The sequence below is a fragment of the Longimicrobium sp. genome (assembly GCF_036280135.1).
Classification (GTDB): domain Bacteria; phylum Gemmatimonadota; class Gemmatimonadetes; order Longimicrobiales; family Longimicrobiaceae; genus Longimicrobium.
The window spans coordinates 13,064-28,397 of the sequence record NZ_DASURI010000615.1; the positions used below are offsets into that span (position 1 = coordinate 13,064).

The 15,334-nt window shown below is 72.6% G+C and carries 10 protein-coding genes; 8 read left to right on the plus strand and 2 right to left on the minus strand.

The window, feature by feature from the left end:
* The first annotated feature begins 367 nt into the window (after nt 1-367).
* Both VFZ20_RS19940 and VFZ20_RS19945 read left to right on the plus strand, forming a co-directional pair.
* Nucleotides 368-1,105, plus strand: a complete 738-nt coding sequence (locus VFZ20_RS19940; RefSeq protein WP_329685693.1) for a hypothetical protein — start codon at nt 368-370, stop codon at nt 1,103-1,105.
* On the plus strand, nt 1,102-2,070 hold the full coding sequence (locus tag VFZ20_RS19945) for a phosphodiester glycosidase family protein (protein WP_329685694.1): 969 nt from the start codon (nt 1,102-1,104) through the stop codon (nt 2,068-2,070). The genes VFZ20_RS19940 and VFZ20_RS19945 overlap by 4 nt, the downstream gene beginning before the upstream one ends.
* Before the next feature lie 378 nt (nt 2,071-2,448).
* Here the strand turns inward: VFZ20_RS19945 and VFZ20_RS19950 are convergent, their stop codons facing one another.
* Together VFZ20_RS19950 and VFZ20_RS19955 are read right to left on the minus strand one after the other, a co-directional pair.
* Complete coding sequence (locus tag VFZ20_RS19950) at nt 2,449-4,932, minus strand: ABC transporter permease (RefSeq protein ID WP_329685695.1); 2,484 nt, start codon at nt 4,930-4,932, stop codon at nt 2,449-2,451.
* 194 nt (nt 4,933-5,126) lie between these two features.
* On the minus strand, nt 5,127-5,849 hold the full coding sequence (locus tag VFZ20_RS19955) for an ABC transporter ATP-binding protein (protein ID WP_329685696.1): 723 nt from the start codon (nt 5,847-5,849) through the stop codon (nt 5,127-5,129).
* 470 nt (nt 5,850-6,319) lie between these two features.
* Here VFZ20_RS19955 and VFZ20_RS19960 point away from each other — a divergent pair, with 470 nt between their 5' ends.
* The 6 genes from VFZ20_RS19960 to VFZ20_RS19985 all read left to right on the plus strand — a co-directional run bounded on the left by VFZ20_RS19960 (nt 6,320) and on the right by VFZ20_RS19985 (nt 15,130).
* Nucleotides 6,320-7,573: an efflux RND transporter periplasmic adaptor subunit gene (locus tag VFZ20_RS19960; protein ID WP_329685697.1), complete on the plus strand. Its 1,254-nt coding sequence runs from the start codon at nt 6,320-6,322 to the stop codon at nt 7,571-7,573.
* A gap of 365 nt (nt 7,574-7,938) precedes the next feature.
* Complete coding sequence (locus tag VFZ20_RS19965) at nt 7,939-9,363, plus strand: sigma-54-dependent transcriptional regulator (protein ID WP_329685698.1); 1,425 nt, start codon at nt 7,939-7,941, stop codon at nt 9,361-9,363.
* Nucleotides 9,364-9,855: 492 nt separating this feature from the next.
* Nucleotides 9,856-11,172: a sensor histidine kinase gene (locus VFZ20_RS19970; RefSeq protein WP_329685699.1), complete on the plus strand. Its 1,317-nt coding sequence runs from the start codon at nt 9,856-9,858 to the stop codon at nt 11,170-11,172.
* Nucleotides 11,173-11,859: 687 nt separating this feature from the next.
* Nucleotides 11,860-12,090 carry a hypothetical protein gene (locus VFZ20_RS19975; protein ID WP_329685700.1) on the plus strand — a complete coding sequence of 77 codons (231 nt, stop codon included), beginning with the start codon at nt 11,860-11,862 and terminating at the stop codon, nt 12,088-12,090.
* A gap of 169 nt (nt 12,091-12,259) precedes the next feature.
* Nucleotides 12,260-12,526, plus strand: coding sequence for a hypothetical protein (locus VFZ20_RS19980; protein ID WP_329685701.1), 267 nt, complete (start codon nt 12,260-12,262; stop codon nt 12,524-12,526).
* A gap of 276 nt (nt 12,527-12,802) precedes the next feature.
* Nucleotides 12,803-15,130, plus strand: coding sequence for a vanadium-dependent haloperoxidase (locus VFZ20_RS19985; protein WP_329685702.1), 2,328 nt, complete (start codon nt 12,803-12,805; stop codon nt 15,128-15,130).
* Nucleotides 15,131-15,334: the final 204 nt, after the last annotated feature.

Here is a 15,334-nt window from a genome sequence, read left to right on the forward strand (position 1 = left end):
CGTGTGGATACACGGAGCGCGGCCGCATCAACAGTAAAATGTTCGCGCCTTGGCTCGTCAAGAAAATCGATCCATCCGCGCCACCCGGAGGACAAATCACGTTTGCCGATCCATCGCGTTTCTTTGCGGATAGCGTGCCTCGGAACGCGGCGTGATCGCCGGCGATGAGGATCCCGGCATTCACGCGGACGAAATTCCATCGGCGCGCCCACGGGACGGGGGTCAGATGACCCAACGACGGTGGATCGGGGCGCGCGTATCTTTTTCGGAATTCCGGGACGCGCTCCATCCCGGGATCCGCTCCGCCCGGACGCATCCGCGGGGCGCGCTGACGGCCAATCCGACCGAACCGATCCAAGAGGATTCCGTGATTTCTTCGACTTTCGTGCGCGCCGCCGCCCTCTGCGCGGTGCTGACGCTTTCCGTCTCGACCGCCGCCCACGCCCAGCTCGGCGGCCTGCGCCGCGCGGCCGGACGCGCCGCCGGTGCCGTGGCGGGCACGCCGTCCGTGCAGGCGGCCCCGCCCGCCGCCGCCCAGCCGTCCACAACCGCCCCCGTGAACCGCGGTGACGTGCTGGAGATGACGGCGCCCGTGCTGGACCGCTTTCACGCCGCCATGCGGGCCGAGCGCGCCGATCTGGGCCAGCTGGCGCAGCGGCTGGGCGGCCTCAAGACGCCGGAGCAGTACGCGCAGTGCCAGCTGGACTTCTACAATTCCGAGGCCGGGCAGGCGGTGTACGCCAGGCTCAACGCGGCGGCCGAAAGCAACGACTACGCCCGGATGACGGCCGTGGCCGAGGAGGTCAAGGCGGCGCTGGCGCGGGCGTGCGGCGACCCCGAGGAGGGCGACCGCATCCGGCGCGAGGCGCCGGAGCACGCGCTGCAGGCGGGACTCGCGGCGGGCGGGTTCAGCGCGCGCGAGTACGCCCTCATCAAGGAGCGCGTCGTGCCGTTCTGCGAGGCGTCCGCGGCCGGCGCCGTTCAGGGCGAGGTGCGGCTGCCGGGCGACGGCATCAACGTCTTCTGGGTGTACACCGCCGCGGAGACGGCCGCGCTGCGCGAGCGCTGCCCCACGCTCCTGCGGGAGCTGGCGGAGATCTCGTGATCCACGCCGCCGCCGCGCGGGGGACCGGCAGGGCGCGCCGCGAGTTGCGGCGCGCCCTGCTCGTTGGCGTTCTGCTCGCGCCCGGCGCGGCGGCGGCGCAGGGGCTGCCCCGCTCCGCCCTGGCCGTGGAGCGCAACGGCGCGTGGACCCCGTTCTGGCGCTCGGAGCAGGCGCCGGCGCGGTGGACGGCTCCGCACCCCGCGCTGAACGCGGCCGTCCGCTGGCGCACGCTGCGCCCGGGGCTGGAGCACGCCGAGCTGCGGATCTCCGGCTCCGGCGAGGCGCGGCGGCTGCGCGTCGTCCTGGTGCGCGCGGATCCCCGGCGGCTGCGCTTTCGCCTGGAGCGGGCCACGCGCATGCAGGGGCTGCTTCCCGGCTGGACGGTGGATTCGCTGCCGGACGCGGCCGTCCTGGCGCTCAACGCGGGGCAGTTCTCCGGCGCCCGGCCGTGGGGATGGGTGGTGCGCGACGGCCGCGAGGAGCAGCCGCCCGGCCAGGGACCGCTGTCGATGGCGTTCGTGGTGGACGGGGCCGGCGGCGTGCGGCTGGTCACGGCGGACGAGCTTCCCGCGGTCCGCGCGCGCGGCGGGATCGCGGCGGCGTTCCAGAGCTACCCCGCGCTCCTGGTGGGCGACGGCCAGGTGCCGGCGCAGCTGGCGGCCGCCGGGCGCGGGGTGGACGTGGCGCACCGCGACTCGCGGCTGGCGCTGGGCCTGCTGCCGGACGGGCGCATCCTCGTTGCCCTCACGCGCTTCGACGCGCTGGGCGGCGCCGTGGGCGAGCTGCCCGTGGGCCCCACCTCGCCCGAGATGGCGGGGCTGATGGGCGCGCTGGGCTGCCGGCGCGCGGTGCTGCTGGACGGCGGCATCTCCGGGCAGATGCTCGTCCGCCCGCGGTCCGGCGCTCCGCTCGCGTGGCGGGCATGGCGCCGCGTCCCCCTGGGCCTCGTCGCCGTGCCGCGCTGATCCTCTCACACCGTAGACGTGGAGAAAGAAACAGCATTCCCACACGGGGCCCGCGGCCAACGGAGTGAACGGCCTTTCTTTCGACCCGTTACTCTCCGCTGGCCGCGGGCCCCATGTGAAATCCTTCCGTAGAGCCATCCCACGCGCAGCAGTCAGCGTTTTACCGGACCCGGTATCCCTCTCCGCCGCAGGAGCGTCATCCAGGGAAGCCGCCCCTGGTCCCTGCCCGTGCGTGATCCCACGGCGGCGACGGGTGGTGGAAGGGCGCGAGCCGCCGGCGATGGATGCGCCCCCCATGGATGTCTCCTTCGTCGCGGCGTCGCCCGGAAGCCCGTGCAGGCCGTCTCCAGGGGGTGGACCGGGTGCGCTTCGTCCGGCCTACTGGTCGCGCAGGGCCTCCATGGGATGGATGCGCAGGCCGCGGCGCGCCGGCCCCACGGCGGCCAGCATCCCCACCACCATCATCACCAGGCAGACGGCGGGGACCAGGAACACGCTGCGGCCATGGAAGACCGAGCCCTCCATCGCCAGGTTCAGCGCGACGGCGGCGGCGATCCCCAGCGCGCCCCCCAGCGCCAGCTGGCGCAGCGAGCGGGCGAAGATGCCCGACAGGAGGCGGCGCGGATCGGCGCCCAGCGCGGCGCGAAGGGCGATCTCGCGGCGACGCTGGGTGACGGTGAACGACATCATGGCGTAGATGCCGGCCGCGGAGAGCCCCAGCACGCTCAGGATGACGGCTCCCAGCACCAGCCCCATCAACCCCACCGCCGACCGCTCCTGGCCGTAGACCTCGCGCAGCACGCGCGGCTCCAGCCGCAGGGTGGGGTCCACGGCGGCGGTGACCGCCCGCATTCGCGCCAAGTACGCCGGGACGTCGTCGCCCCGCACGCGGACAACCAGCTCCGCGCGGGAGAGCTGCCCCGGCACCAGCGCGCGAAAGATCCCGGGCTGGGCCAGCTCGGGCGCGACGACGTTCGCGTGGACGTCGGCCACGACGCCGACGATCTCGTGCCAGGGCTCCGGCGGCGGCTCCTGCTGCCCCGGCCGTGGCTTCTTCGGCCAGCCGAAGCGCACCCGGTGGCCCAGGACGTCGCCGTTCTGCAGGTACCTGCGCACGAACGCCTGGTTCACGACCACGGTCCGCGCGGCCGTGTCCGCGTCCGCGGCGCCCAGCCCGCGGCCCGCGAGAACCGTGCTGCCAAAGGCCGCCAGGTAGTCCCCGTCCACGCGGTTGACCGTCACGATGTGCTGGCTGGCTCCCTGCACCGTGCCCGGGCGCTCCACCTGGATGGCGGTCCAGCCGCCCAGGCCGGGCAGGCTGGTGCCCACGGCCACGTCCGCCACCCACGGCTCCGCCCGCAGCCGCCGCACCACCTCCTGCTGCCGGACCGCGAAGCCGGCGGCGAGCTCCCGCCGGTACACCTCGGCGTCCGTTCCCGCGGGGGGATCGGGATCCATCTCCAGCCCGCCGGAAAGGAACTCGTCCTCGGGAAACAGGGGGCGGGTCAGCACCTCGCCCATCTCGTTGGCCGCCACGCCCAGCACGACGGGGATGGCCCCCACGGCAAACGCCACCTGGGTCACGATGAGCACCGTCCAGGTGCGCCCCAGCCGCAGCCCCGTGCCGCCCCCCAGCTGGCGCAGGCTCTCCTGCGCGCGCCGTCCCGTGGCCCCCAGCGCGGGGAGTACGCCGGAGATGACGGCGGCCAGCACCGTCAGCCCCATCACGTACAGGACGGTGGCGGGCCGCAGCCCCAGGTCCAGCCAGAACGCCGACGCGAGCGGGATCTCCGCCTTCAGGATCGCGTGCGCCATGCGCAGGCCGGCGCCGGCGAGCAGCAGCCCGGCGACGGCGGAGGCGGAGGCCAGCACCAGCGCCTCGGCAAAGAGCTGCGCCACGATGCGGCGGCGGCTGGCGCCCAGGGCCGTGCGGATGGCGATCTCGCCCCGCCGCGTGGCCGTCCGCGCGTAGATCAGCACCCCCACGTTCACCGCCACCACCACCAGCAGCAGGCTGATCAGCGCGTGGATGAGGGTGATCTCCCACCCGATGTCCTGGACGCCCATGGCGGGATCGGTGTACTTCAGCACCTGGGGCCGCAGGTCGGCGTGGGTGTCCGGGTACGCGGCCGCCGCCCGCCGGCCCGCGGCGTCGAGCTCCGCCTGCGCCTGGTCCCGGCCTGCCCCGGGCGCCAGCCGCCCAAAGACGAAGACCTCCGGCCCCTCGCCGGGCGCAGGGCCGGCGGGCGAGAGGCGCAGGGGGATCCACCAGTCGTGGTTCACGGGAAAGGCAAAGCCTTCCGGCATCACGCCCACCACCGTGTGCACGGCGTTGCCCAGCCGCACCGTCTGCCCCACGATCCGCGAGTCGCCGTTGAAGCGCGTGCGCCACACGTCGTGGCCGATGACCACCACCGGCGGCGCGCCCGGCTGCTCGTCCTCCTCCACCAGGGCGCGGCCCAGCGCGGGGGCCACGCGGGCCACGCGGAACCCCGACGCCGACATCTCCGCCAGGCGCACGGGCTCGGCGCTGCCGTCGGGCGAGATGAGGTTGCGGGTGACGTCGCGGTACGCGCTCACCTCGCGGATGGTGCGCAGCTCCTGCCGCCACCCGGCAAAGTCGTGCAGGGACGGGCGCTGCGGGTTGTCGCTCCAGACGTCCCGGTTCTCCACGGCCACGATCCGGTGGCCCTCGTCCAGGGGCAGCCGGGGATTCAGCAGGGCGTGGGAGAAGCCGAACATGGCTGCCCCGATGGCGATGGCCACCGCCATGGCCATCCCGCCCACGAGCGTGATCCCGGGGTTCTTGAACAGCATCCGGAGGCCCAGCCTGAGGTCGATCCAGGAGATGCCGGTCTTCATCGATGCTCCTTCACGCGGCGGGCGGCTCCGGCGGCGGCCGGACCCGGGTTGGTCGGACAGATCGTTCGGCGGATTCCACATAGCACGCGGCAGGCGGCCCCCTCACGCCCGCACGCCCGCACTCACGCACTCCCGCACTCTCGCACTCTCGCACTCTCGCACTCTCGCACTCTCGCACTTTCGCACTTCCGCACTCACGCACTCACGCCCTGCGGCTCGCCGGCGGTGGCGCCGTCTTCCACCACCTGGCCGTCGAACAGGTGCACCTGCCGCCCGGCAAAGCTGGCAAAGCGGGGATCGTGCGTCACCATCACCAGCGTGCTGCCCTGGCCGTGCAGGTCGCGCAGCAGCTCCATGACGGCGGTGGCGTTGGCGGAGTCCAGGTTTCCCGTGGGCTCGTCCGCCAGCAGCACGGCGGGGGTGCCGGCAATGGCCCGCGCCACGGCCACGCGCTGCTGCTGCCCGCCGGAAAGCTGCGCGGGATAGTGGCCGTTGCGGTGGGACATCTGCACGCGCTCCAGCGCCTCTTCCACGCGCCTGCGCCGCTCGGCCGAGGGCATGCCGCGGTAGGTGAGCGGCAGCTCCACGTTCTCGAACACCGTCAGGTCGCCGATCAGGTTGAACGACTGGAAGATGAAGCCGATCTCGCGGTTGCGGATGCGGGCGCGCTCGGTGGTGGAGAGCCCCTGCACGGGCGTGCCCGCCAGGCGGTACTCGCCGCCCGTGGGGGAATCCAGCAGCCCCAGGACGGAGAGCAGCGTGCTCTTGCCGCACCCGGACGGCCCCGCGATGGCGACGAACTCGCCGGAGCGGATGCCCAGGTGCACGTTGGCGAGCGCGTGCGTCTCCACCTGGTCCGTGTAAAAGACCTTGGAAACGTTCTCGAGCCGGATCAGCGGTTCGTTCGCGGCGGTCATCGCTTGCACGCAGGAGGAGGACAGGCGCCGGCGGACGGGGCGAATCCGCCGCTGGCTTCAGGGTAGGACGAGGGCGCACGGCCGGCGGCGCGTTTCGATCCCCGCCGGCCCTTTGGAAGAACACGGACCGTGCCGCGTCGCCGGAATAACGCGATCACGTGCGCTGGCAACGGATTACGCGGACGCCGGCGCCGGGTTCCCGCCGGGCGTGGTGTCCGGTGGTGGGATTTGGATTCGCGAAATCGGACACCCGCGTCCCCTGACGCGCCTGGATGCCCGACACGGGCGCGAGTGTTCGATCGTGGGACGCGAATTCCCGCCACCGGACACGCCCCGCGGAGGGCGGACCGCCCGTCCGCTCGGCAAGTCCACCCGGGGCAACGACTTGGGCTTTCGCGCGGCTCCGGCACGGGGCTTTCCCTGTATCCGCCCCGTGTCCCCCGGCCCGATCCCCTTTCCCGCAGGCATCCATGGACGTACCGCGCACCGATACAAGGGCTCGCCGCAACCGCCGCTTCGCCATGATCGGCGGGGGGATCGGGGTGCTGGGGGTGCTGGCGTTCGGCGCTTCGCGGCTGGAGCCCGCGGCGCCGTCCGTGCAGCGGGAGCAGGTCATCATCGACAGCGTGCGGCGCGGCGAGATGGTGCGCGCCGTCCGGGGTCCCGGCACGCTGGTGCCCGAGCGCGTGCGCTGGATCTCCGCGACGACGGGAGGCCGGGTGGAGCGCATCCTCGTCCAGCCGGGGGACCCGGTGCAGCCGGGCACCGTGCTGCTGGAGCTTTCCAACCCCGACGTGCAGCTGGAAGGGCTGGACGCGGAGCGGCAGATGGCCCAGGCGCAGGCGGAGCTGGCGAACCTGGAGACGTCGCTGCAGACGCAGCGGCTGGCGCTGCAGGGCACGCTGGCCACCCTCCGTTCCGAGGAGCGCGAGGCCCGGCGCCGGGCAGAGGCGGACCGCGAGATGATGGAGCGCGGGCTCATCGCGCGGCTGGAGGCCGAGCGCTCGGCGGACCGGGCGCGGGAGATGGCCCAGCGCGTGGCCTCGGAAGAGGAGCAGGTGCGGGTGCTGGACCGCTCGGTGGCGTCGCGGCTGGCCGTGCAGCGGGCGCAGGTGGAGCGGCTGCGCTCCATCACCGCCTTTCACGGCCAGCGAGCGGGCTCCATGCGGGTGGTGGCGGGCGCGGCGGGCATCGTACAGGACCTCCAGCTCCAGGTGGGCCAGTGGGTCACCCCGGGGACGACGCTGGCGCGGGTGGTGGAGCCGGGCCGGCTCAAGGCCGTGCTGCGCATCCCCGAGACGCAGGCGCGCGACCTGGCCGTGGGGCAGGCGGCCAGCATCGACACGCGCAGCGGCATCGCGGCGGGGCGCGTGGTGCGCATTGACCCGTCGGTGCAGGCGGGCGCGGTCACGGTGGACGTGGCGCTGGACGGAACCCTGCCCCGCGGCGCGCGCCCGGACCTGACGGTGGACGGCACCATCGAGCTGGACCGGCTGCCGTCCGTGCTGCACATGGGCCGCCCGGCGTACGCGCAGTCCGAGGGGAACGCGTCGCTGTGGAAGGTCGTGGAGGGCGGCGCGGCGGCCGTGCGCGTCCCCGTCCGTCTTGGCCGCGCGTCCGTGAACACGGTGGAGGTCGTGTCCGGCCTGGCGGCGGGCGACCAGGTGATCCTTACCGACCTGTCCCGCTGGGAAAACGTTGACCGCCTGCGGATCAAGGACTGATCCCGGGTCCGGCAGGACGCTCGTGCCGGGAACGGAGCGGGGGGTGGACAGCTGCGCCTTCGGGTCGGCCGCCGGGACCGTCGTCGGCCGAACGCTCCGCGCGGCGCCTGGCTCGGGCCCAGGAACGCACGCCACGGCAGTGCGCAAGCAGAAATTCGCACGGCGCCGGTTTCCGGATGATGGTGATCCAGCGCGTCCCGCGCGGGGGCGGGGTTTCCCGCCGGACGCGATCCGCGGCAGACCAGGACGAGGCAGCCGATGCGTTTCGATCCATCCGCCCCGGCGCCCGCGCGCGCCGGGCCGTCCCCGTCGCCGCCGCACCGGCCCCGCGCTATCTTCGGAGGCCCCACGCCCGGGGCGCTGCCGTGAGCCGTCCATTCCCCGCATTCGCGTACCCGTCCCCCGATTCCATGTCCGCCCCGGCCGAAGCCCCCCGCGTCCTCGTCGCCGACGACCAGCCCGACGTGCTCCAGGCCGTGCGCCTGCTGCTCAAGGGCGAGGGATACGTCGTGGAGACGGCCGCCTCGCCCGCCGCCGTCGCCCGGCAGCTGCAGGAGCACGACTTCGACGTGGTGCTGCTGGACCTGAACTACGCCCGCGACACCACCTCCGGCGCCGAGGGGATGGACCTGCTGCGCCGCATCCGCGCCGTGCATCCCGGCCTTCCCCTCGTCGTGATGACGGCGTGGGGAAGCGTGGAGGGCGCCGTGGAGGCCATGCGCCTGGGCGCCCGGGACTACGTGGAGAAGCCGTGGGACAACCACCGGCTCCTCGCGACCCTCCGCGCCCAGGTGGAGCTGGGCCGGGCCCTGCGGACGGCGCGGCACCTGGAAGACGAGAACCGCCGGCTCACGGACGACGCCGCCCCCGCGTCCGTCGTGGCGGTGTCCCGCGCCATGCGCGACGTGCTGGACATGGTGCGCCGCATTGCCCCGTCGGGAGCCAGCGTGCTCATCACGGGCGAGCACGGCACGGGCAAGGAGGTCATCGCCCGCCGCCTGCACGCCGAATCCGCCCGCGCCTCGCGACCCCTGGTGACCGTGCACGCGGGCGGCATCGCCACGGGGGTGGTGGAGAGCGAGCTGTTCGGGCACGTGAAGGGCGCGTTCACGGACGCCAGGACGGAGCGCATCGGCTACTTCGAGTCCGCGCACCGGGGCACGCTCTTCCTGGACGAGATCGGGACGATGCCCATGTCGCTGCAGGCCAAGCTGCTGCGCGTGCTGCAGACGGGCGAGTTCCAGCGGGTGGGCAGCAGCCAGCCGCGCACGGCGGACGTGCGGCTCATCTCCGCCACCAACCTGGACCTGCACCAGGAGGTGGCCGAGGGGCGCTTTCGCGGCGACCTGCTGTATCGCATCAACACGGTGGAGATCCACGTTCCACCCCTGCGCGAGCGCCGCGACGACGTCCCCGTGCTGGCGGAGCACTTTCTCCGCGGCTTCGCCCAGCGCTACGGCAAGCGGCTGCAGGGATTCGATTCCGACGCCATGCGCGCCCTGCTGGACTACGCCTGGCCCGGCAACGTCCGCGAGCTGTCGCACACGGTGGAGCGCGCCGTCCTCCTGGCCGGCGGCGACCGGGTGGCGGCCATGGACCTGAACCTGCGCGCGCCGGCCTCCCGCGGGGGCGACGGGCTGGAGGACATGCCGCTGGAAGAGGTGGAGCGGCACCTGATCCGCAAGGCGCTGGACCGCCACGGCGGCAACGTGAGCCACGCGGCCGAGGCGCTGGGCCTGTCCCGCAGCGCCCTGTACCGCCGCCTGCAGAAGCACGGCCTGGATACGTGAGCCGAACCGCTGGCTGATCCCGACTCCGCAGAAACGCTGCGCATCGGCGAGTCGACTTCCCGAGGCATCCGGCGCCGCGCGCACCCTGCGGGATGAAAGCCACCGCGGTTCAACCTCCCCAGGGGTTATTGGGGGAGGTGCGAGGAGGGGGCGCTCGCGTGAGGCCTGCTACACGCCAGAACCAGCCCTCTGCACATCTGGCGGCCTCCCCGCGAGCGCCCCCTCCGGGCTCGCGGAGCTCGCCCACCTCCCCCCAAAACCCTGGGGAGGGGGACAAAGGCGACTTTCATCCCCCGCGGGGTGCGCGCGCCGCCGGAGGACGCAGGGAAGACAGCGGCTTTTCGGGACCCGGTATGATCAGGACGTGCCGCGGCCGGGCCGGGCTGGCGCATTCCCGGCCATGGGCGAGCCGCTTCCTCACTCGTTTCTCGTTCGCAATTCCACTCCTTGCCCCTGTCGCCCCATGCGTCGTCTTCCGGACCCCGTATGAGGATGCTGCGGCGTTCGGACGCCCGGGTCCTGCTGCTGGCGCTGGCGGCGGGGCTCCCGGGAACCGTCGCGGCCCTCGCGCTCGCGTGGCTCCTCCCCGCCCCGCCGGCCGTGCGCTGGGCCGTCACCCTGCTCGTGCCGCCCGTCTGGCTGGGGTGCGCCGAGGCCGCGCGCCGCCGCTTCGCCCGCCCCCTGCAGACGCTGGCGAACCTGATCGCCTCCCTGCGCGTGGGCGACTTCAGCACCCGCGCCCGCGTGTTCGATCCCCAGGATCCCGTGGGGCTGGCCAGCCTGGAGTTGAACCAGCTGACGGACCGGCTGCGGCACCTGCGGCTGGGGGAGCTGGAAGCCTCCGCGCTTCTCCGGGCCGTGCTCTCCAACCTGGACGTGGTGGTGATCGCCCTGGATCACCACGACCGCGTCCAGTTCGCCAACCGCGCGGCGGAGGAGCTGCTGCGCCTGCCCTCCGACGCCCTGGCGGGGGCCGGGGCCCGCGAGCTGGGGCTGGATGGATTGCTGGACGGCGAGACGCCCGCCACGGTGGAGCGCACCTTTCCCGGCGGCAGCGGGCCCTGGGACCTGCGCCGGGCCAGCTTTCGCCAGGACGGCGTGCCGCACCAGCTGCTGGTGCTGAGCGACGTGGGGCGCGTGCTGCGCCAGGAGGAGCGCGAGGCATGGCGCCGCCTCATCCGCGTGCTGAGCCACGAGATCAACAACTCGCTGGCGCCCATCCAGTCCATCTCCCGCAGCCTGCTGGACCTGATGGGCCGCGCCCCCGCCCCGGCCGACCGGGACGACGACCTGGAGCAGGGGCTGTCCGTCGTGGCCTCGCGCGCCGAGGCGCTGGGCCGCTTCATGAGCAGCTACGCGCGGCTGGCGCGCCTTCCCCCGCCCCGCAAGCGCCCCGTGGACGTGCGCGGGCTGGTGAGCCGCGCCGTACGGCTGGAGACGCGGGGCGCCATCCGCCTGGTGGAGGGTCCGCCCGTGACCGTCCACGCGGACCCCGACCAGCTGGACCAGGTGCTCATCAACCTGCTGGCCAACGCGGCGGAGGCGGCGGCGGAGACGGGGGGCGGCGTGGAGGCGGGATGGGATGCGGACGCGCGCTCCGTCACGGTGTGGATCCGCGACGAGGGACCGGGGATCGCCAACCCGGACAACCTGTTCGTCCCCTTCTTCACCACCAGGCCCAGCGGCTCGGGCATCGGCCTAGTGCTCAGCCGGCAGATCGCGGAGGCGCACGGCGGCACCCTGCGCCTGGCCAACCGCGACGACCGCCCCGGCTGCGAGGCCCGCCTGGTGCTCCCGGTGGGCCTGTAGCCCTCCGCGCCCTCATCCGTCCGTACGTCCACGACGGACAGGCAGGCTTCTACGGATCGTGATCCGGTGGATGCCGTGCTCGCGGGACGGCGCCTCCGCGGGCGGTTCTCCGTCCGGCGCATCGCGCAGGCGACGAACCGCCCGGGGCCAGCCGTCCGGACCTGGCATCCTTCTACGGATCGCGATCGGGTGGATGATGCGCCCGGGCCCACACCGCGCTCCGCGGCCACCACCCTGCCCCTCCCCCAGGCGATGGACGACGGGGCGAGCCGCATGTTCACGCAGAGCGGACGCGCAGAGTACGTCGTCGCGCGATGAAGTACGCTGCGCCTCCGCGGCGTTGCCTACAGTGGGAGTGCTTCTCCCAAATAACGCGGATGCCGTCCCCTCGCCCAAAGCAGCCTGGCTACCAAGGGACGCCGTCCTCCTGCGGGTTCCCTCCGGTCCGCGACCGGCCGTCGCGGGTGCAGTCATCCAGCTCTTCCAAACCTCCCCCGGCAGTCCTGGGAGAGGTGGGCGCGCTCCGCGAGCCCGGAGGGGGCGTTCGGGATCTCCGACCTTCCGCGCGAGCCGGCTCCATCCGAGACAAAGAATCCTTTCCAGAATAAAATTCTTGATGCAGGACACCCTCCGCATTAGCCTGTACACCCTCCCTGGTCCCACTCACATCCCCCGGAGGACACGGCCATGCGCCTGGACATGAACAGCCTGCAGGTGGAGTCGTTCGCGACCGCCACGCCCATCGACGCCACGCCCATCACCGTCGACACGGGCAAGGGCGGACCGGAGTCGTACTGCTACATCTGCTATCCCACCGGCAACACCGATCCCGCGTGCCAGCCGCAGCCCATCGATCCCGAGACGCGCTTTTACCCCTGCACGCAGGCCCACCAGTTCAGCTGCGTGGGCTGCGTCTGATCCCGCGCGGCGGGCCGATGTCGAACGCGCCCCGGGACACGATCTCCCGGGGCGCGTTCCCCATCGCACGACGCCGATTCCGGTCACGCCGGATGAGCCCGGATGCCGCGCATCGCCCCGCATCCATTTCCCGGTGATTCGCACGTGCACGCCACAGGCGACGCGTGCGATGATCCGTTCGCTCTCCCCACTCCCTTTCAGCCACCGGACGAACATCATACGCCTGGACATCAACAGCATCGAAGTGCAGTCGTTCGCCACCACGGCCGTCGCCGAGCGCACGCTCCCCACGTCGGACACGGGCCAGGGCGGGCCGCAGTCGTACTGCTGGATCTGCGAGCCCACGGACGACACCGTCCCCTCGTGCTGGGGCTACCAGTGCGGAAGCAACCCGGAGCCGGACACCTTCGTGAACCCCGTGTGCACGTACGCCTGAGGCGTCCGCGACCGATTGACAGGGTTCAGGACGCGGGTTTATCCTTGGAACAGGTCGCGGCGGCACCGCCGCGGCCACCCGAGACAACCGGGCCCCGCCGAGGCCCCCGCCGGCAGAACGCCGGAGGGGGCCTTTTCGCGTCCGCCCCCATCGGTTCTCGGCGCTCCCGGGACGCGCCACCCGCGTCTCCCCCATCGGTCTTTCCCCGCGGCGCCCGCCGCCGGACGGGACCCCGCATGCCGCACCGCGGCACGCACCTTCACCAGGGAGAATCCCATGGCGAAGGCACACACCCTCGTTGACAACTTCAACGACAACACCCTCGACGCCACGAAGTGGACGGTCACCAGCCCCACGGGGCTGGCCAGCCGCATCCGCGAGGTGAACGGCCGGCTGGAGATCCGTCCCGCTCCGTCGCTGGCCGGGGTCAACCAGTACTTCTACCGCTCCGCGGGAGGAGCCATCTACGACCTGACCGGCTCCATGGTCTTCGTGGAAGTGGTCGGCAGCGACCCGGCCCCGGTGGGCAGCAACCTGTACCTGATCGCCAGCCAGGACTCCACCAACGCGGTGTTCTTTTTCGTGGGCCAGGGCCTTGTCTCGGCGGTGACGCTGATCGCCGGGACCCAGGCCATCCGCGAGTCCATCCCGCACGACCCGCAGGCGCACCGCTGGCTGCGCATGCGCGAGCGGGCCGGCACCCTGTACTGGGAGCTGTCGGCCGACGGCACGGCGTGGACGGTCCTCTTCAGCATGGCGGCTCCCATCCCCCTGACGGCCCTCTACTTTTCCCTGGGCGCCAACACGCAGAAGGCGGCGGCCAATCCGGGCCTGGTGGTCTTCGACAACTTCAACGTGCAGAACACCACCCTGTCCCGCCGCGTGGAGGAGCGCCGGCTGAGCGCGCGCGACGTGCGGGTGGGGGCGGCGCAGCTGGCGGCCGAGCGCCGGCACGACGAGCACCACAACAACAACGACGAAACCAACTACCCCGCGCAGCCGCTCGTGGGCAATTACTCCAAGAGCCTCAGGCACGACGCGCTGGGCGATCCCGACCCGGCCTCGTACGCCACCCTGCTGCGGGCCCTGGAAAGCCGCGACCCGCAGGACTTCGAGGAGATCATCCTGAGCGACGCGGTGCCCAGCCCCGTCAAGCTCACCAACCCGCAGGGCGGCCTGGCGTTCGACATCGCGGGGCCCGACGCGCAGGAGCGCACCATCCCGCCCGCGCCCCGCTTTGACAGCGACGTGACGGCCCACGAGATGGGCGAGCTGTACTGGATGGCCGTGCTGCGCGACGTGCCCTTCAGCCAGTACGACACCAACACCGACGCGGCGGCCGCCATCGGCTCGCTGAACGACGAGTTCCCGCGCTTTGGCGGCACCGTGCCCGTCACGGCCGGCAACCTGTTCCGCGGCATCTACCCCGGCGAGCAGGTGGGGCCGTACGTGAGCCAGTTCCTGCTCAAGGGCAACGTGGACCCGCGCAAGTTCCCCTCGCTGGGCCGCGACGCCACCGACGGCTACATCTCGTACGGCGCCCGCGGCATCGACCAGCGGCTCATCACGGCCGAGGTGGGGCTGGACCACCTGACCGTGTTCGACGACTGGCTGGCCGTGCAGAACGGCGCCGACGCGCGCGGCGGCGACAGCTTCGACATCAACCGGGTGTTCATCCGCACCCTGCGCGACGGGGCCACGCTGGTGCACTTTGACCAGGTGATCGATACGTACTACAACGCCGCGTGGCTGCTGCAGTCGGAGCCCACGGGCAACCAGGAGACGACGCAGAGCGGGATCACGGGGCGCCCGCAGATCGACTTCGAGTTCCCCAAGAACGACGGCAACCCGTACGACCCGCCCGGGACGCCGCGCGACAGCCGCACGCAGGTGGGCTTTGGCACCTTTGGGCAGCCCCACCTGTTCCAGGTGCTCAGCGAGGTGCTGGGCCGGGCCATCCGCGCCGTGTGGTGGCAAAAGTGGGGGGTGCACCGCCGCCTGCGCCCGGAGGAGTACGGGGGCCGCGTGCACAATCAGGTGCGCTTCAACCAGACGAGCGGCGCGGAGGGGCGCAGCTATCCCCTGCACCCCAGCATCGTCACGTCGCTCACCAGCGGCGACCTGGCCCCGTACTTCGGCAGCGTGGGCGAGCGGTTCCAGTCGTACCTGCTGCCCCAGGCGTACCCCGAGGGCGCGCCCACGCACCCGGCGTACGGCGCGGGCCACGCCACGGGCAGCGGCGCCATGGTCACCATCCTCAAGGCGTTCTTCGACGAGGACACCGTCATCGAGAACCCCGTGGAGGCCAGCCCCGACGGCCTGACGCTGGTGGACTACACGCCGCCCGTGGGCGAGGCGCCGCTTACCGTGGGCGGGGAGCTGAACAAGCTGGCGGGCAACATCGCCATCTTCCGCAACGGCGCCGGCGTGCACTGGCGGTCGGACTACACCGAGTCCCTGCCCTTTGGCGAGGCCATCGCCATCGGGCTGCTGCAGGAGATGTCCCTCGGCTTCAACGAGGACAACGGCTTCTTCGAGCTGACGAAGTTCGATGGGCAAAAGATCCGCATCTTCGACGGCAAGGTCGTCCCCGTCGTGAGCTGACGCGGGCAAAAGGGCGGATGCGGCCGTGGCGCGCATCCGCCCGGTTTCCGGCGATGATCCGGGAACAGGGATCGCCGGCGACGGCCGATGATGAACCAGGACGCGCGACGCCGCGCGTTCACCCAACCGGTCTTTCCCCGAGGCGCCCGCCGCACGACGGGACCCCGCATGCCGCACCGCGGCACGCACCTTCACCAGGGAGAA